Here is a 16,301-nt window from a genome sequence, read left to right as displayed (position 1 = left end):
CCATCCTGGAGGCTGGCGGCATGCAGCGTGGCTGCCGCCGGTGGTGCGGATTCTAGAACTCGGGATCCCAGTCCACCGTCACCACGCCGGCATCGAAGTCGACGCCAGTCACGTACTGGGGTTGCATGAAGGGAATCAGGCGTTCGCGCTCGCCATCGCGCGCGACCAGCACGTCGTTGGCGCCGGTGGCGAACAGATGCGACACGGTGCCGAAGTCGACACCCTCCACGTTCACGACACGCAGGCCTTCCAGGTCGACCCAGTAGTACTCGCCGGGGCTCGGTGGCGGCAAGGCAGAGCGGGGAACATAGATCTCGGTGCCGCGCATCGCATCGATGGCGTCGCGGTCGGTCACGTCAGGGAACGTGGCGACGATGCTCTTGCCGCTTTCCTTGCCGCGCACGCCGCGCAGTTCGCGCTCGTTACCCTGCGGGTCGCGCAGGATCCACGGCTGGTAGCGGAAGATGGCGGCGCGCGGCTCGGTCCAGGACTCGAGTTTCGCCTCGCCACGAACGCCAAAGGCGCCGGCCACCCTGCCCAACAGGATGCGGCGCCCTTGATCGTTGTTCATTGCGAACGCGCTGTTTGAAAGCGTGGCCGCGCGTGAAGGACTCGCGCGCGGCAGGCAATCAGGCCGAGACGGCCTTGCCGGCTTCCTTGTAGAGCACGGCGACCTTGTCGGTCAGCTGCGCACCCTTGGAAACCCAATGCTTGACGCGCTCGAGGTCGAGCTCGACGCGCTTTTCCGCACCCTGCGCGACCGGGTTGTAGTAACCCACGCGCTCGATGTTGCGGCCGTCACGGGCGCTGCGGCTGTCGGTGACGATGATGTGGTAGAAGGGGCGCTTCTTGGCGCCGCCACGGGTAAGGCGAATCTTGACCATTGCAGTTTCTCGGTGTTGCCCAGCTGCCGGAATGGCAGGGTAAGCCGATAATTGTAAGCCATTGATTCGGCCAAGGAAACCGCGCCACCCCAAAAAATGGCGCGCCAGGGGGCATCCGCGCCGCCCCGGGCCTGAAAAAGCGGCGTCCAGCGCCTTTGGGCCGCCTCGGAGCCGCCCGATCAACCGGCCAGCACGAACCGCTCAGCCCGGGCCACGGCCTCGGCATCCTGGGCCGCCCGGCCGGTTGCCGTACCCGGTCAGCATGCCCCGCCACTCCATGCCCATGTAGCCGGCGCTGAGTTCCAGCATCCGCGCGAAGGGCTCGGCCACGCTGAAGTCCTCGTCGCTTACCACACAGACTGCGTGCAGGCGCTTGCCCGCCATCTGCTGCTTGAAATCCAGGCCGGGCACGCGCAGCCACGCGCTCCAGTAATCGAAGTACAACTTCACGCTGGCGGGCACGCTGTACCAGTACAGCGGCGCGGCAATGACTATGTCGGAGGCGTCCAGGGTCGCTTCGGCGAGCACCCATTCGTTCCCCTGCGGCGACGGATAGAGGCCGACGGAATGGCGAATATCGCGGAACGCCGGCAACGGATAGTCATCCAGATGCAGGGTGCGATGGCTCGCCGATGCCGGCAGCGCTGCGGCCATGCGCTGAGCGAGGAACTGGGCATTGCCGCCTTCGCGAGCGCTGCCGAGCAGGAACAAGACGTTGTGACTGGTAGCGGACATGACGTACTCGCCGCGAGGAGACGCCCGAACTCTAGGCCAAACTCCGCGGCGTGCCGCCGTTGGCGACGGCACACATCATTCCACTGCGTCACGCCATCGAATGGCGCGCACTCGATCAGCGGAACGGCATCCCGCCGCGCCCGCCCATCATGCCCTTCATCCCGCGCATCAGGCCCTTCATGCCGCCGCCGGAGAGCTTGCTCATCATCTTTTCCATCTGCTGATACTGCTTCATCAGCTTGTTCACGTCGGCCGGGGTGAGGCCGGCGCCCTTGGCGATGCGGGCGCGACGCGAGCCATTGAGCAGGTCGGGATTGCGGCGTTCCTTGGCCGTCATCGAATTGATGATGGCGACCATGCGTGGCACTTCCTTGCCGGTGACCTGGTTCTTGACCGAATCCGGAACCTGTCCCATGCCCGGCAGCTTGTCCATCAGGCCATGGATGCCGCCCATGTTCTGCATCTGCTCGAGCTGGTCCTTCAGGTCGTTGAGATTGAACCGCTTGCCCTTGGCAACCTTCTCCGCAAGCTTCTGCGCCTTGTCCTTGTCGACCTGCTGCTCGACCTGCTCGACCAGCGACAGCACGTCGCCCATGTCGAGGATGCGGCTGGCGATGCGGTCGGGATGGAACACATCGAGGCCGTCGGGCTTCTCACCCACGCCGATGAACTTGATCGGCTTGTGGGTGATGTAGCGGACCGACAGCGCGGCGCCGCCGCGTGCATCGCCATCGGTCTTGGTCAGCACCACGCCGGTGAGGGGCAACGCTTCGGCGAAATGCTTGGCGGTGACGGCCGCGTCCTGGCCGGTCATCGAGTCGACCACGAACAGGGTCTCGACTGGATTCACCGCGCCGTGCAGGGCCTTGATCTCGGCCATCATGGCTTCATCGATCGAGGTGCGGCCGGCGGTGTCGACGATCAGCACGTCGACATACGACTTGCGCGCATCTTCGATCGCGGCCTTCACGATCGCCTCGGGCTTCTGGTCGGCGCTCGACGGGAAGAACAGCACGTCGACCTGCTGCGCCAGCGTCTTCAGCTGCTCGATGGCAGCCGGGCGGTACACGTCCGCCGAGACCACCATCACCTTCTTCTTGCGCTTTTCCTTGAGGTGCTTGGCGAGCTTGGCGACGGTGGTGGTCTTGCCCGCACCCTGCAGGCCGGCCATCAGGATCACGGCGGGCGCCGGCACATTGAGGTTGAGGTCGCTGGCGGTCGAGCCCATGACCGCGGTGAGCTCGTCACGCACGACCTTGATCAAGGCCTGGCCGGGCGAAAGCGACTTCAACACTTCCTGCCCGACCGCGCGCACCTTGATGCGCTCGATCAGCGCCTGCACCACCGGCAGCGCGACGTCGGCTTCGAGCAGCGCGATGCGCACTTCGCGCGTGGCTTCGCGGATGTTCTCCTCGGTCAGGCGCCCGCGGCCGCGCAGGCGGTCGATGGTGCCGGAGAGTCGCTGGGTGAGGGATTCGAACATGCGGGCAGCCTGCGTGCGGAAAACCGAAAACGGGCGCGAATTATACGGGCTGCAGGCGCGAGCCCGATGCCGGGACCAGGGCGCAGTCGCTGAACCCGCCTGTATGCGACACTCCGGCGATGACAATCGTTCTCATCGCCATCGTTCTTTACCTCGTCGCCGCGGGCTTGCTGGTCTCACAACTGCGGCAGGAACGAGGTCATGGCTTGCGCTGGGTGATCCCTGCCCTGCCGGCGGTCGTCCTGCATTTCATGGCGCACGCCATGACCTGGCGCATGGCCGGCGGCGCGGACCTGCACTTCTTCGCGGCTCTGTCCCTGGTCGGGCTCGGCATGGCGACGATGACGACGCTGTATGGCGCGACCGGGCGCCTGGCGGCGCTGGGCGTCGTGGTGTTCCCCATCGCCGCGGCGACCTTGTACGCGTACGCACAGCACGGCCACGTAAACGCGGAAGCGCTGGATTGGCGCCTGCAATTGCATGCCTGGTGCGCCCTGCTCGCTTACGCGACCCTCGCCATTGCCGCCCTGCTGGCAATCACATCGTGGTTGCAGGAGCGCGCGCTGCGTCGCCGCGAATTCCACGGCTGGCTGCGGGCGCTGCCACCGCTGGTGGAACTCGAAAGCCTGCTGTTCCGCACGATCACCGTGGGCTTCATCCTGCTCACGGCCACGTTGCTGACCGGCGTGCTCTTCGTCGAGAACCTGTTTGCCCAGCACCTGGTGCACAAGACGGTGCTGAGCGTGCTGTCCTGGCTGGCATTCGGTGCCCTGCTGCTCGGACGCTGGCGGCGCGGTTGGCGCGGCGCCACGGCGGTGCGCTGGACGCTGACCGCGATGGCGTTGCTGGTGCTCGCCTTCTTCGGCAGCAAGTTCGTGCTGGAGCTGATCCTCGGGCGCAGCTGACTCGGGCCTTGCCGCCGCGGGCCTCGTCCCCGGGATGGGGATTAGCTGAATGGGCCATCGGAGGGGTGTCTGCGTTCCACCGGGGCAACAATGCTTGCATTGACAAATATTGCACTGATCAGCATATTTGCCCCCCCATGAATACCCCCACCCCCCCGTCGCCCCCTTGGGGCGGTTCGACGCTGGCCCTGTTGCTGCGCGAAATCCGCGCGGCTTTCTGGACCCAGATGGAAGCCGACCTGCGCGCCGCCGGCCACGAACTCAACTTCAGCCAGTACATCACCCTGAAGCATCTGGCCGACGGCAGCGCCAGCGTCACTGACCTCGCCGGCGTCGCCCAGTTGAATCCGGGTGCCATGACCCGCTTGCTGGACAAGCTCGAGCAGCGCGGCATCGTCGCCCGTGTCGCCGATCCGAACGATCGCCGCGCGCTGCGCATCCACCTCACGGAGGCCGGCGTTGCGACCTGGAACGACATCAACCATTGCGGCCAGGGCGTGCGCGAACGCGTAACCCGTGGCATGAGCGATGCGGATAGCGAAACGCTGATTCGCCTGTTGACGCAGATCCGCGACAACCTTTCATCTTCGGAACGCTGACATGTCCCTTCCCTCCACCCGCCGGATGCGGGCCCCGCTTGCGCTGGCGCTGACCCTGTTGGTCGCCGCCTGCGCAAGCTCGCGCGGACTCGAACCCGAAGGCCAGCCATTGAATGCCGATTCGCTGGCTGCATCCCGCAGCCTGGCCGGCACGTCGGACGCGGGATTTCCGCAGCGCGACTGGTGGAAGGCGTTCGGCGATGCACAGCTCGATGACCTGATCACGGAAGCACTCGTCGGCACGCCTTCGCTGGATGCCGCCGACGCGCGCGTTCGCCAGGCCATCGCGCAGGCGGGCCTGGCCGACGCCGCGGGCAAGCCCACCCTCGGCGCGACCGCGCTGTATTCGGGCGTGCAGATTCCCGAAACCGTCGCCCGCCCCCCACTCGGTGGCGACTACCTGGGCGTGACGCTGATCGGCCTGCAGTTCGCCTACAGCCCCGATCTCTGGGGCGGGCACCGCGCCCGCACCCAGGCCGCACTGGGCCAGGCGCGCGCAGCCGAAGTCGACGCCCAGGCCGCGCGGCTGATGCTGTCTTCGAACATCGCGCGCGCCTACGTCGCGCTGGCACAGGCGCACGACGCCGCCGAGGTCGCACACGCCGACGAGCAGCGCGCATCGCAACTGCTGGACCTCGGCCGCCAGCGCGTCAAGGCGGGCCTCGACAACCAGTTGCAGATCCGCAACGCCGAAACCGCCGTGGCCAGCGCGCAGCAGCAGGAACAGGCGGCGCAGCAGCAGATCGATGCGGCACGCAATGCGATCGCTGCGTTGCTCGGCCAGGGACCGGATCGCGGCCTCCAGATCGCCAAGCCTGCGTTGCTTTCCGCGCCGGTGCCTGGTGTTCCGGCCGTGGTGCAGAGCGAACTGCTGGGCCATCGCCCGGATGTGGTGGCGGCACGCTGGCGCGTGGAAGCAGCGCGCCATGGCATCAAGGCGAGCAAGGCCGAGTTCTATCCGACCGTGAACCTGACGGCGCTGGTCGGCCTCGCCGGCGGCAACCTGTCGGACCTTTTCTCCAGCGATGCCCTGATTGCGTCGGGCGGCCCGGCCATCAGCCTGCCGATCTTCGACGGCGGCCGCCTTCGCAACAATCTGGCGAAGAGCGATGCGGAATACGACCTCGCTGTCGCCAACTACAACCAGGCACTGATCGGTGCGCTGCGCGAGGTCGCCGATGCGTTGCAGGGAGCGCGCTCGCTCGACGCGCAGATCGCGTCGGCCAACCGCGCGCGCGATTCCGCGCAGGCGGCATGGGAGCTCGCCACCGCACGGTACAAGGCCGGGCTCGGCACGCAGCTGGATGTGCTCACCGCGCAGCGCCCGTTGCTGCAGCTCGATCAACTGATCGCCGCATTGCATGCGCAACGCCTGGGTACTTCTATCGACCTCGATCGCGCGCTCGGCGGCGGCCTCGAATTCGCGGCGCCCCCATCCGTCGCCGCCCAGAACACCAACGACAACGACATCACCCAGGCCCCCACGCCATGACTACCGAAATCAATCCCCAAGCCGCTGCGGCGCAACCGCCGACGAGCAAGCGCAAGCGCGCCCTGATGATCCTGGCCACCGTGGTCGTCGTCGCCGGCATCGCATGGGCCTTGTGGTACCTGCTGGTCGGGCGCTGGCATGAAAGCACCGACGATGCCTACGCGCAGGGCAACGTCGTCGCGATCACGCCGCAGGCCGCCGGTACCGTGGTCAGCATCGCGGCCGATGACGGCATGAAGGTCGATGCCGGCCAGGTGCTGGTGCAGCTCGACCCGAACGACGCGCAAGTCGCCTACCAGCAGGCCGTCGCCAACCTCGCCAACACCGTGCGCCAGGTGCGTGGCCTGTACAGCACCGTCGAAGCCGGGCAGGCCGATCTCGCCGCGCGCCGCGTGTCGGTCGAGAAGGCACGCGCCGACGTGCAGCGTCGCGAAGGCCTGGTCGCTACCGGCGCGGTGTCCGCGGAAGAGCTTGCCCACGTGCGCGATGAACTGACCGCCGCAGAGGCGGCGTTGGCCGCCTCGGGCGAGAACCTCTCGCGCAATCGCGCCCTCGTCGATGCCACCACCGTGATCGACCAGCCGCAGGTCGAGGCCGCCGCCGCGCAGCTGCGCCAGGCGTATCTCAACGCGCAGCGCATGGCGATCGTCGCGCCGGTGTCGGGCCATGTCGCCAAGCGCAGCGTGCAGCTGGGCCAGCGCGTGCAACCGGGCACCACGATGATGACGATCGTTCCGCTGGAACAGGTCTGGGTCGAAGCCAACTTCAAGGAAACGCAGCTGGCGAAGATGCGCATCGGCCAGCCGGTCAAGCTGCATTCCGACCTCTACGGCGACGACGTGGAATTCGATGGCAAGCTCGCCAGCCTCGGCCTCGGCACCGGCAGCGCCTTCGCCCTGCTGCCGGCGCAGAACGCCAGCGGCAACTGGATCAAGATCGTGCAGCGTGTGCCGGTGCGGATCGAAATCGATCGCAGGCAGCTGCTCGCGCATCCGCTGCGGATCGGCTTGAGCATGCACGCCGACGTATTGCTGCGCGACCAGGGCGGCGCCGTGCTGGCCACCGTGCCGCAGGAAAAGCCCGTGCTCACCACCCAGGCCTATGCGAAGCAGTTGGCCGACGCCGACGCGCTGATCCAGAAAATCGTCCGCGAGAACCTGGCGCAAGGCCACGGCTGACGCTCGCGCATCGCACGAAACACTGATGCTCCCGCGGCACGGCCGCGGGCGTGGTAAAGCCGCTTCGAGGCAACACCCGCATGTCGTCCCCCGCCCCCGCCAATCCGGCACCCGCCAATGGTTTCCGGCCGCCCAACATAGCGCTGACCACTCTCGGCCTGGCGCTGGCGTCGTTCATGCAGGTGCTGGACCTGACAATCGCGAATGTGTCCCTGCCGACGATCTCCGGCAACCTCGGCGGCAGCGCCAACCAGGCAACGTGGGTCATCACGTCCTTCGCCGTCAGCAATGCGATCGCGTTGCCGCTCACCGGATGGCTGACCCGCCACTTCGGCGAACGCAAGCTGTTCATATGGGCAACGTTCCTGTTCGTCATCGCCTCCCTGCTGTGCGGCCTGGCCAGCAGCATGGGCCTGCTCGTGGCGGCACGCGCGCTGCAGGGATTCGTCGCTGGCCCGATGTATCCGATCACGCAGGCGCTGCTGATCTCGATCTATCCAGCGCACAAACGCGGACAGGCGATCGCGCTGCTGGCGATGGTGACGGTGGTCGCGCCGATCGCCGGGCCGATCCTGGGCGGGTGGATCACCGACAACTACAGTTGGGAATGGATTTTCTTCATCAACGTGCCGATCGGCCTGTTCTCCAGTTTCATCGTCGGCCGGCAGCTGCGCGGCCGCCCGGAGCGGCTGGAGAAGCCGAAGATGGACTACGTCGGCCTGATCACCCTGGTGATCGGTGTCGGCGCGCTGCAGGTACTGCTCGACCTGGGCAATGACGAGGACTGGTTCCGCTCGCAGCTGATCGTGTGGCTCGCCATCATCTCGTCGATCGCGCTGGCGGTGTTCGTGATCTGGGAACTCACCGACAAGGACCCGATCGTCAACCTGCGCCTGTTCCGCCATCGCAACTTCAGCGCGGGCACGGCGGCGATGGTGGTCGCGTATGCCGCGTTCTTCAGCGTCGGCATCCTGGTGCCGCTATGGCTGCAACGCAACCTGGGGTTCACCCCCATCTGGGCGGGCTTTGCCACGGCTCCGATCGGCGTCCTGCCGGTGATCCTGACTCCCTTTGTCGGGCGCTATGCACACAAGTTCGACCTGCGCATGCTGGCCACCATCGCCTTCATCGCGATGTCGGCCACCAGTTTCATGCGCTCGGGATTCAACCTCGACGTCGACTTCCGCCATATCGCGCTGGTGCAGTTGTTCCAGGGCTTCGGCGTGGCGCTCTTCTTCATGCCGGTGCTGCAGATCCTGCTGTCGGACCTGCAACCGCATGAGATCGCGGCCGGGTCGGGGCTGGCGACATTCATGCGCACATTGGGCGGCAGCTTCGCCGCGTCATTGACGGGCTATGCGTGGTCCGAACGCGGCGCGGTGCACCACGCGCATCTCACCGAAAAACTGGCGGCGACCGATCCGAACACGATCGAAACGGTCACGCGCCTGGGGGGCGGCGACCTCCAGCGCGGCGCCTTCGTGCTCGAACGCATGATTTCCAACCAGGCCGCGCAGATCGGCTTCAACGAAATCTTCCACCTGCTCGGCATCATCTTCCTGGTGGTGATCGCATTCGTATGGGTTGCCAAGCCGCCATTCGTTGCGAAGGCGGGCCCGGAAGCCGCCGGCGGCCACTGATCGCCGCTCGCAGGCACGCCTTCCATCAAGCGCGCCTTCGATCAGGCGTCTTGATCAAGCGTGCTCCAACGCCTCCGCGAGGCGTTCCACGCCGATCACCTGCATCTCGCCGACACGCCCGCTCTTGGGCGCATTGGCCTTGGGCACGATCGCGCGCTTGAAGCCATGGGTAGCGGCTTCCTTCAGGCGCTCCTCGCCATTGGGCACGGGCCGGATCTCGCCCGACAGGCCCACTTCGCCGAACGCGATCGTCTGCTCCGCCATCGGCCTGTCGCGCAGCGAGGACAGCACGGCCAGCAGGACCGGCAGGTCGACCGCGGTTTCCTGCACGCGAATGCCGCCCACCACGTTCACGAACACGTCCTGGTCGCCCACCGCGATCCCGCCATGGCGGTGCAGCACCGCCAGCAGCATCGCCATGCGGTTGCTTTCCATGCCGACGGCGACGCGGCGTGGATTCGACAGCGGCGAGGAATCCACCAGCGCCTGCACTTCGACCAGCAGCGGCCGCGTGCCTTCGCGCGTGACCATCACGCAGCTGCCAGGTTGCGGCACGCTGTTGCCGGACAGGAAGATCGCGGACGGGTTGGGCACTTCGCGCAGGCCCTTGTCGCCCATGGCGAACACGCCCAGCTCATTGACCGCACCGAAGCGGTTCTTGAACGCGCGCAGCACGCGGAACCGGCTGCCGCTCTCGCCCTCGAAATAGAGCACGGCATCGACCATGTGCTCGAGCACGCGCGGGCCGGCGATGCCGCCCTCCTTGGTCACATGGCCCACCAGGAACACGGCCGTGCCGGTTTCCTTGGCGAAACGCACCAGCCTGGCCGCGGATTCGCGCACCTGGCTCACCGAACCGGGAGCCGCGGTCAGCGATTCGGTCCAGATCGTCTGTATCGAATCGGCGACGATCACATGCGGGCGCATCGCCGCGGCATGTTCGAGGATGCGCTCGACGCAGGTTTCCGCCAACGCATGCACGCCGTCCAGCGGCAGCCCCAGGCGCGCTGCGCGACCCGCCACCTGCGCCAGCGATTCCTCGCCGGTGACGTAGAGGCCGGGCATCGTCGCTGCCAGTTTCGTCACCGCTTGAAGCAGCAGCGTCGACTTGCCGATGCCGGGATCGCCGCCCACCAGCACCACCGAGCCGTGCACCAGGCCGCCGCCGAGTACCCGGTCGAGCTCACCGATGCCGGTCGAAGCGCGCGCGTCTTCGTGATGCCGCACGTCCCGGAGCGCGGTGACCTTGGGCGCCTCGCTGGCGCCGGCCCAGCCACTGCGCCGGCTCGCGGCCACGCTCCTGGCCTCAGGCGCGGCTTCGAGGACGACTTCACTCAACGTGTTCCAGGCGCCGCACTCGCCGCACTGGCCCTGCCATTTGTTGTAGTCCGCGCCGCATTCGCCGCAGACATGGGCCGTGCGTGCCTTGAGGGAGCTTTTCGCCATTACCGGGTCGTACCACTGGGAAGTGGCACTACTCTATCCGGCTGTCATCGCACGCGGCGAGACCGCTGCGGGTGGCTTCAGTTTTCCGGCGCGTCTTCTGCCTCGCGCTGCTCGCGGATCTTCGCCGCCTCCGCATCCGCGGCCACGCGGTGCTGGAGCGATTTGCACAGCTCGATTCCCGCCGCGGTCAGGTGTGGCTCGTCGCCACCCTCCTCAACGAGTCCGCTCTCGACCAGGCGCTTTTGCATTTCAGTATCGGCCGCGGACAGCGGGGCGCGCTGGTCGAGGCGCTGAAGTACCTCGAGCAGGGCGAGGTCTTCCAGGGAAATGGGGTCCATGGGCAGCCTCGGCCGGGGGACACACGACCGATCTTGGCACGTTTCACGGAGGGTGGTGCCGGAAACAGGAGTCGAACCTGCGACCTACGCATTACGAATGCGCCGCTCTACCAACTGAGCTATTCCGGCGAAGGGGCGGAATTGTAGGCTTTGGGCCGCTGCAGGGTCAATCGACCAGCTGCACCCGCAGCTCCTTGGGCAGGGCGAAAACCATGTCTTCCGGCTCGCCGGAAAGTTCGGCGACGTGCGCGGCGCCCAGTTCCCGCAGGCGCTCGATCACGCCGCGCACCAGCACTTCCGGAGCGGACGCGCCGGCCGTGATGCCGATGCGCTTGCGGCCCTGCACCCACTGCGGGTCGATCTCGATGGCGCCATCGATCAGGTAGGCCTGGACGCCCTCGCGCTCGGCAAGTTCACGCAGGCGGTTGGAATTGGAACTGTTGGGCGAACCGACCACCAGAACCAGGTCGCATTGCGCCGCGAGCTCGCGCACGGCGTCCTGCCGGTTCTGGGTGGCATAGCAGATATCGTCGTTCTTCGGCCCCTGGATCGCCGGGTATTTGGCCTTCAATGCCTCGATCACGGCACGGGTGTCATCGACCGACAGTGTGGTCTGGGTCGTGTAGGCGAGGTTGTCGGGTTGGCTGACTTCGAGCGCGAGCACATCCTCGATGTCTTCGACCAGGTAGATCTGGCCCAGGCCCGCTTCCCGCCGCCACTGCCCCATCGTGCCTTCGACTTCGGGATGGCCGTCATGGCCAATCAGCACCACGTCGCGGCCGGCGCGGCAATTGCGCGCGACCTCGAGATGCACCTTCGTCACCAGCGGGCAGGTCGCGTCGAAGACCTTCAATCCGCGCCGCCCCGCTTCATTGCGTACCGCCTGCGAAACGCCGTGGGCGCTGAAGATCACGGTGGCGTTGTCGGGCACTTCATGCAGCTCTTCGACGAAGATCGCGCCGCGGTGCTTGAGGTCGTCGACGACGAAACGGTTGTGTACGACTTCGTGGCGCACGTAGATCGGGGCACCCAGCGTTTCCAGGGCGCGCTTGACGATCTCGATGGCGCGGTCGACACCGGCGCAGAAACCGCGGGGATTGGCTAGCAGGACGTCCATGGGGTGATTTTAACCCCGGCGCCCGGCGTCGGCGGAACGCTTGCTGCCGCCCACCAGGCCGAACAGGGCGATGCCCACCGCACCGGCCACGATGGCCGAGTCGGCGATGTTGAAGGCGGGCCAGTAATGGTCGCGCCAGTACCACTGGATGAAGTCGATCACCTTGCCGTGGATGAGCCGGTCGATGACGTTGCCGACGGCGCCGCCGATCACCAGCGCGTAAGGCAGGGCCGTGCGCCACTCGCGACGCGGGGTGCGCGCGAGCCAGTAGCCCAGCAGGGCGCTGATGCCGAAGGCGAGCACGGTGAAGAGGTATTTCTGCCAGCCGCCCGCATCGCTCAGGAAGCTGAACGCCGCCCCGGTGTTGTAGGTGCGGTACCAGTTCCAGAAGCCGTCGATCACGGGAACCGCGGTGAACTCCGGCAGCGAAGTCACGACCCAGTTCTTGCTCCACTGGTCGAGCACGATGACGACCACGGAGAGCAGCAGCCAGGAAAGAGCATTGGGTTTGCTATTGGACATGACCTACCGCGAGTGTGGTGCGGGTTTGCCGCACACTGGTTGTTATTCCGCAGGACCGGAACGCTCCGGCGCACGTGGTACTCAGAACCAGCGGCGATCCTCGCCCGGTCCTTCGACATTGCCGACGCAGCGTGCGCACAACTCCGGATGCTCCGCATCCGTGCCGACGTCGCCGCGGTAATGCCAGCAACGTACGCACTTGCTCTTGCGCGTGCGCGTCGCGAGCACGGCGATGTCCTTGGCCGCGTCATCGGCCAGCACCTCCACGTCGCCGCTGATGAACAGGAACCGCAGTTCATCGGCCATCGGCACGAGCCAGTTCTGGTCCGCGGTGCTGCAACGCAGGCCGATCTCGGCTTCCAGCGCAGCACCAATTTCGCCCGCGGCGCGCATGGGCTCGAGCGTCCGGCTGACTTCCTCGCGCAACGCCAGCAGGCGGTCGAAGTCGGCAGCCGAGAGCGGTGCACCGTCCGACAATGGCGCCAGGCCGTCGTACCAGGTCGCGAACAGCACGTTGTCCTCGCGCTTGCCATCGCCGGTAACAGCAGGCAAGTACCGCCACATCTCGTCGGCGGTGAAGCTGAGGATGGGCGCGATCCAGCGCACGAAGGCTTCCGAGATCCGGTACATCGCGCTCTGCGCCGAACGACGGCCGCGCGAGTCCTCGCGCATCGTGTAGAGGCGGTCCTTGGTGACGTCCAGGTACAGCGATCCCAGATCGACGCTGCAGAAATTCGACAGCGCCTGCACGATCGCGGCGAAGTCGTAGTCCTCGTAGGCCTTGGCGATCTGCTGCTGCACCTGGAACGCGCGATGCACGATCCAGCGGTCCAGCGCGACCATGTCGTCGAGCGGGCGCAGGTGCTGCACCGGATCGAAGCCATTGAGGTTGGCGAGCAGGAAGCGCGCGGTGTTGCGGATGCGCCGGTACACGTCGCCGCTGCGCTTGAGGATGTTGTCGGAGACCGACATCTCGTTGCGGTAGTCGGTCGATGCGATCCACAGACGCAGCACGTCCGCGCCCATGGCGTTGATCACCTTCTGCGGCTCGACCGTATTACCGATCGACTTGGACATCTTCTTGCCCTGCTCGTCGACGGTGAAGCCGTGCGTGAGCACCTGGCGGTACGGCGCCTTGCCGTCCATCGCCACGGCGGTGAGCAACGAGCTGTGGAACCAGCCGCGATGCTGGTCGGATCCTTCCAGATAGAGATCGGCGGGCTTGCGCAATCCGTCCTGCGGACGCTGCGCGAGCACGCATTCATGGGTGACGCCGGAATCGAACCAGACATCGAGGATGTCGGTGACCTTGTCGTACTTCGCGGCCTCGTCGCCCAGCAGCGAAGCCGCATCGAGCGAATACCAGGCATCGACGCCTTCGCGCGCGACCACGTCGGCGACCTGGCGCATCAGTTCGGCCGCACGCGGATGCGGTTCCTGGGTTTCGCGATCGACGAACAGCGCGATCGGAACGCCCCAGGTGCGCTGGCGGCTGACGCACCAGTCCGGACGGCCTTCGATCATGCCGTAGATGCGTGCTTCGCCCCATTCCGGGATCCACTTGACCTGGCCGATTTCGTGCAGGGCATCGCGGCGCAGGTTGGCCTGCTCCATCGAGATGAACCACTGCGGCGTGGCGCGGAACGCCACCGGCGTCTTGTGGCGCCAGCAGTGCGGGTAGCTGTGTTCGAGCTTGGCGTGCGCGAGCAGGCGGCCACTGGTGCGCAGCACCTCGGTGATCACGTCGTTCGCCTTCCAGATATGCAGGCCGGCGAGCGTGGTTCCATCTGCGGGCGGCGTCGACGGCAGGTACAGACCGCGCCCGTCGACCGGGTTCATCTGCGCGGCGGTGTACTTGTCGAGCAGGCCGTAGCGCTGGCCGACGACAAAGTCTTCCTGGCCATGCCCCGGCGCCGTGTGCACGACGCCGGTACCCTCGTCGGCGGTGACGTGTTCGCCCACCAGCACGGGAATGTCGCGTTCCGGATAGAACGGATGCTGCAGGTGCTGCCCTTCGAGCTCGCTGCCATTGACGTTGCCGAGCACGACGACATCGGCGACGCCATAACGAGCCAGCGCCTTCGTCGCCAGCGCTTCGGCGAGCACGAGCAGGCGGCGACGGCCGTCGGCGTAAGCCGGGCCCTCGACCAGCACGTATTCGAGGTCGGGACCGACCGTCACCGCAAGGCTTGCCGGCAGCGTCCACGGCGTGGTCGTCCAGATCGGCATCGCGACATCGATGCCCTCCTCCACCGACACGCCGAACACGGACGCCAGCTTCTGCGGGTTGCGTGCGCTGTAGGCGACATCGACGGCCGGCGACACCTTGTCGGCGTATTCGATCTCCGCCTCGGCCAGGGCCGAACCGCAATCGAAGCACCAGTGCACCGGCTTGGCGCCGCGCACCAGGTGGCCACGCTCGATGATCTTCGCCAGCGAACGCATGATCCCGGCTTCGGTGGCGAAGTCCATGGTGCGGTAGGGGTTTTCCCAGTCACCGAGCACGCCCAGGCGCTTGAAGTCGCGGCGCTGCAGGTCGATCTGCTCGGCGGCGTATTCACGGCACTTGGCGCGGAATGCAGCAGCGTCGAGCTTGTCGCCGACCTTGCCGAACTTCTTCTCCACCGCGTGCTCGATCGGCAGGCCGTGGCAGTCCCAACCCGGCACGTAGGGCGCGTCGAAGCCGGCGAGCAGCTTCGACTTCACGATCACGTCCTTGAGGACCTTGTTGACCGCGTGGCCGATGTGGATCGCACCGTTGGCGTACGGCGGGCCGTCGTGCAATACGAAACTCTTTTCGCGGCCGCCTGTTTTTTCGCGAATCCGCTGGTACAGGCCCTCGCTTTCCCAGCGGGCCAGGGTTTCCGGCTCACGCTTGGGCAGGTCGCCGCGCATCGGGAATTCCGTCGCGGGCAGTTGCAGGGTGGACTTGTACCTGCTGGTGTCTGGGCTGGTTTCTTTGTCGGTCACAGCGGGGCGCTCTGGCGAAGGCTCGTCGAGGAGGCGTTGGAAAAACCGGAGGACAGGATCGCACGTGCCTGCGCTGCATCGCGATGCATCTGTCCGGTGAGGGAATCGAGGTCGGGGAACTTCAGCTCATCGCGCAGCTTGGCGACGAATTCGACTTCGATGCGGCGGCCATACAGGTCGCCTGCGAAGTCGAACAGATGCGCTTCGAGCAGGGGCTCCACGCCGGCTACCGTGGGCCGCGTGCCGAGGCTGGACACCGAAGCCCGGGGCCCGCTGCCGACGCCATGCACCCAGGTCGCGTAGATGCCGGACAGCGCGGGCATCTTGCCGGCGAAACGGATGTTGGCCGTGGGAAAGCCGAGTTCGCGGCCCAGCTGCCGGCCGCGCACGACATGGCCGCCAATCGAATACGGGCGCCCCAGCAGGCGCGCGGCGCCAGAGAAGTCGCCCGACTGCAGCGCGATACGGATTCGAGTGCTGGAGACACGCTCGCCATCGAGTTCGACCGGGGCGATTTCATCGGCCGCAAAGCCGAGTTCCGTGCCCGCGCGCCGCAACACGGCGATGTCGCCCGCCCGGCCCTTGCCGAAGCGGAATTCAGGACCGACCCAGACCTCGCGCGCCGACAGGCGCTGTTGCAGCACGACGCGCGCGAAGTCCTCGGCGGCGAGGCTGCTGAGCCGGCTGTTGAAACGGAGCAGGCCAACCTGATCGACATGCAGCGCCAGCAGGCGCTCCACCTTCGCGTGCGGCAACAGCAGGCGCGGGGGCGGATTGCCCTTCGCGAAGAACTCGCGCGGCAACGGTTCGAAGCTCAGGGCCACCGCAGGCACGTCCAACGCGCGCGCACGCTCGACGGTGCGGCGCACCAACGCCTGATGCCCTAGGTGCAGGCCGTCGAAGGCGCCGATGCAGACCACACTGCCGTGCGGGCAACGGGGCCCGCCTTCGACGTCGCGAAACAGCCTGCTCATGGAATCTCTGTGGGGCCC

15 protein-coding genes and 1 tRNA gene are annotated in these 16,301 nt (G+C 66.7%); 5 read left to right on the top strand and 11 right to left on the bottom strand.

What is annotated here, in order from left to right; all coding sequences use genetic code 11:
- Positions 1-52: 52 nt before the first annotated feature.
- From rimM to ffh, 4 genes are all read right to left on the bottom strand, one after another.
- On the bottom strand, positions 53-571 hold the full coding sequence (gene rimM, locus ACYVGE_RS15480) for a ribosome maturation factor RimM (protein WP_460730980.1): 519 nt from the start codon (positions 569-571) through the stop codon (positions 53-55).
- Between the two features lie 58 nt (positions 572-629).
- Positions 630-884 carry a 30S ribosomal protein S16 gene (gene rpsP / locus ACYVGE_RS15475; protein ID WP_457097316.1) on the bottom strand — a complete coding sequence of 85 codons (255 nt, stop codon included), beginning with the start codon at positions 882-884 and terminating at the stop codon, positions 630-632.
- 201 nt (positions 885-1,085) lie between these two features.
- Positions 1,086-1,619, bottom strand: coding sequence for an NAD(P)H-dependent oxidoreductase (locus ACYVGE_RS15470; protein WP_460730979.1), 534 nt, complete (start codon positions 1,617-1,619; stop codon positions 1,086-1,088).
- A 115-nt stretch (positions 1,620-1,734) separates the two neighbouring features.
- Entirely contained in the window at positions 1,735-3,102 is a 1,368-nt protein-coding gene (ffh, locus tag ACYVGE_RS15465) for a signal recognition particle protein (protein ID WP_460730978.1), read from the bottom strand.
- Positions 3,103-3,221: 119 nt separating this feature from the next.
- Between ffh and ACYVGE_RS15460 the strand changes: the two genes are divergently transcribed.
- The 5 genes from ACYVGE_RS15460 (at position 3,222) to ACYVGE_RS15440 (ending at position 8,916) form a co-directional block, all read left to right on the top strand.
- Positions 3,222-4,007 (top strand): cytochrome C assembly family protein, encoded by a 786-nt coding sequence (locus ACYVGE_RS15460; protein WP_460730977.1) that lies wholly within the window; start codon positions 3,222-3,224, stop codon positions 4,005-4,007.
- A gap of 137 nt (positions 4,008-4,144) precedes the next feature.
- Entirely contained in the window at positions 4,145-4,606 is a 462-nt protein-coding gene (locus ACYVGE_RS15455; protein ID WP_460730976.1) for a MarR family winged helix-turn-helix transcriptional regulator, read from the top strand.
- A gap of 1 nt (position 4,607) precedes the next feature.
- A complete protein-coding gene (locus ACYVGE_RS15450) occupies positions 4,608-6,098 on the top strand; it encodes an efflux transporter outer membrane subunit (protein WP_460730975.1) in 1,491 nt (496 codons plus the stop codon).
- Complete coding sequence (locus ACYVGE_RS15445; protein WP_460730974.1) at positions 6,095-7,276, top strand: efflux RND transporter periplasmic adaptor subunit; 1,182 nt, start codon at positions 6,095-6,097, stop codon at positions 7,274-7,276. The genes ACYVGE_RS15450 and ACYVGE_RS15445 overlap by 4 nt, the downstream gene beginning before the upstream one ends.
- Before the next feature lie 80 nt (positions 7,277-7,356).
- Entirely contained in the window at positions 7,357-8,916 is a 1,560-nt protein-coding gene (locus tag ACYVGE_RS15440; protein ID WP_460730973.1) for a DHA2 family efflux MFS transporter permease subunit, read from the top strand.
- 54 nt (positions 8,917-8,970) lie between these two features.
- On the opposite strand, the gene radA is transcribed toward ACYVGE_RS15440, so the two are convergent.
- The 7 genes from radA to ACYVGE_RS15405 all read right to left on the bottom strand — a co-directional run bounded on the left by radA (position 8,971) and on the right by ACYVGE_RS15405 (position 16,283).
- Positions 8,971-10,362 carry a DNA repair protein RadA gene (radA, locus tag ACYVGE_RS15435; protein WP_460730972.1) on the bottom strand — a complete coding sequence of 464 codons (1,392 nt, stop codon included), beginning with the start codon at positions 10,360-10,362 and terminating at the stop codon, positions 8,971-8,973.
- Between the two features lie 77 nt (positions 10,363-10,439).
- A complete protein-coding gene (locus ACYVGE_RS15430) occupies positions 10,440-10,700 on the bottom strand; it encodes a hypothetical protein (RefSeq protein WP_460730971.1) in 261 nt (86 codons plus the stop codon).
- Positions 10,701-10,753: 53 nt separating this feature from the next.
- Positions 10,754-10,829: transfer RNA gene (locus ACYVGE_RS15425), tRNA-Thr, on the bottom strand.
- Between the two features lie 37 nt (positions 10,830-10,866).
- Positions 10,867-11,817 carry a 4-hydroxy-3-methylbut-2-enyl diphosphate reductase gene (gene ispH / locus ACYVGE_RS15420; RefSeq protein WP_460730970.1) on the bottom strand — a complete coding sequence of 317 codons (951 nt, stop codon included), beginning with the start codon at positions 11,815-11,817 and terminating at the stop codon, positions 10,867-10,869.
- 9 nt (positions 11,818-11,826) lie between these two features.
- Positions 11,827-12,339 (bottom strand): signal peptidase II, encoded by a 513-nt coding sequence (gene lspA / locus ACYVGE_RS15415; protein ID WP_460730969.1) that lies wholly within the window; start codon positions 12,337-12,339, stop codon positions 11,827-11,829.
- A gap of 81 nt (positions 12,340-12,420) precedes the next feature.
- Entirely contained in the window at positions 12,421-15,234 is a 2,814-nt protein-coding gene (gene ileS, locus ACYVGE_RS15410; protein WP_460731094.1) for an isoleucine--tRNA ligase, read from the bottom strand.
- A gap of 71 nt (positions 15,235-15,305) precedes the next feature.
- Entirely contained in the window at positions 15,306-16,283 is a 978-nt protein-coding gene (locus ACYVGE_RS15405; RefSeq protein ID WP_460730968.1) for a bifunctional riboflavin kinase/FAD synthetase, read from the bottom strand.
- Positions 16,284-16,301 lie beyond the last annotated feature (18 nt).

It is taken from the genome of Lysobacter rhizosphaerae, assembly GCF_054779795.1.
This window is presented reverse-complemented; position numbering and strand designations above follow the sequence as displayed.

Excerpts from the sequence above, each read along its gene's own strand:
- rpsP (WP_457097316.1), bottom strand. The coding sequence starts at position 884 with ATGGTCAAGATTCGCCTTACCCGTGGCGGCGCCAAGAAGCGCCCCTTC.
- ACYVGE_RS15430 (WP_460730971.1), bottom strand. The coding sequence starts at position 10,700 with ATGGACCCCATTTCCCTGGAAGACCTCGCCCTGCTCGAGGTACTTCAG.
- ACYVGE_RS15460 (WP_460730977.1), top strand. The coding sequence starts at position 3,222 with ATGACAATCGTTCTCATCGCCATCGTTCTTTACCTCGTCGCCGCGGGC.
- ACYVGE_RS15405 (WP_460730968.1), bottom strand. The coding sequence starts at position 16,283 with ATGAGCAGGCTGTTTCGCGACGTCGAAGGCGGGCCCCGTTGCCCGCAC.
- ACYVGE_RS15440 (WP_460730973.1), top strand. The coding sequence starts at position 7,357 with ATGTCGTCCCCCGCCCCCGCCAATCCGGCACCCGCCAATGGTTTCCGG.
- ileS (WP_460731094.1), bottom strand. The coding sequence starts at position 15,234 with ATGCGCGGCGACCTGCCCAAGCGTGAGCCGGAAACCCTGGCCCGCTGG.
- ACYVGE_RS15450 (WP_460730975.1), top strand. The coding sequence starts at position 4,608 with ATGTCCCTTCCCTCCACCCGCCGGATGCGGGCCCCGCTTGCGCTGGCG.
- ACYVGE_RS15470 (WP_460730979.1), bottom strand. The coding sequence starts at position 1,619 with ATGTCCGCTACCAGTCACAACGTCTTGTTCCTGCTCGGCAGCGCTCGC.
- lspA (WP_460730969.1), bottom strand. The coding sequence starts at position 12,339 with ATGTCCAATAGCAAACCCAATGCTCTTTCCTGGCTGCTGCTCTCCGTG.
- rimM (WP_460730980.1), bottom strand. The coding sequence starts at position 571 with ATGAACAACGATCAAGGGCGCCGCATCCTGTTGGGCAGGGTGGCCGGC.
- ACYVGE_RS15445 (WP_460730974.1), top strand. The coding sequence starts at position 6,095 with ATGACTACCGAAATCAATCCCCAAGCCGCTGCGGCGCAACCGCCGACG.
- ffh (WP_460730978.1), bottom strand. The coding sequence starts at position 3,102 with ATGTTCGAATCCCTCACCCAGCGACTCTCCGGCACCATCGACCGCCTG.
- ACYVGE_RS15455 (WP_460730976.1), top strand. The coding sequence starts at position 4,145 with ATGAATACCCCCACCCCCCCGTCGCCCCCTTGGGGCGGTTCGACGCTG.
- radA (WP_460730972.1), bottom strand. The coding sequence starts at position 10,362 with ATGGCGAAAAGCTCCCTCAAGGCACGCACGGCCCATGTCTGCGGCGAA.
- ispH (WP_460730970.1), bottom strand. The coding sequence starts at position 11,817 with ATGGACGTCCTGCTAGCCAATCCCCGCGGTTTCTGCGCCGGTGTCGAC.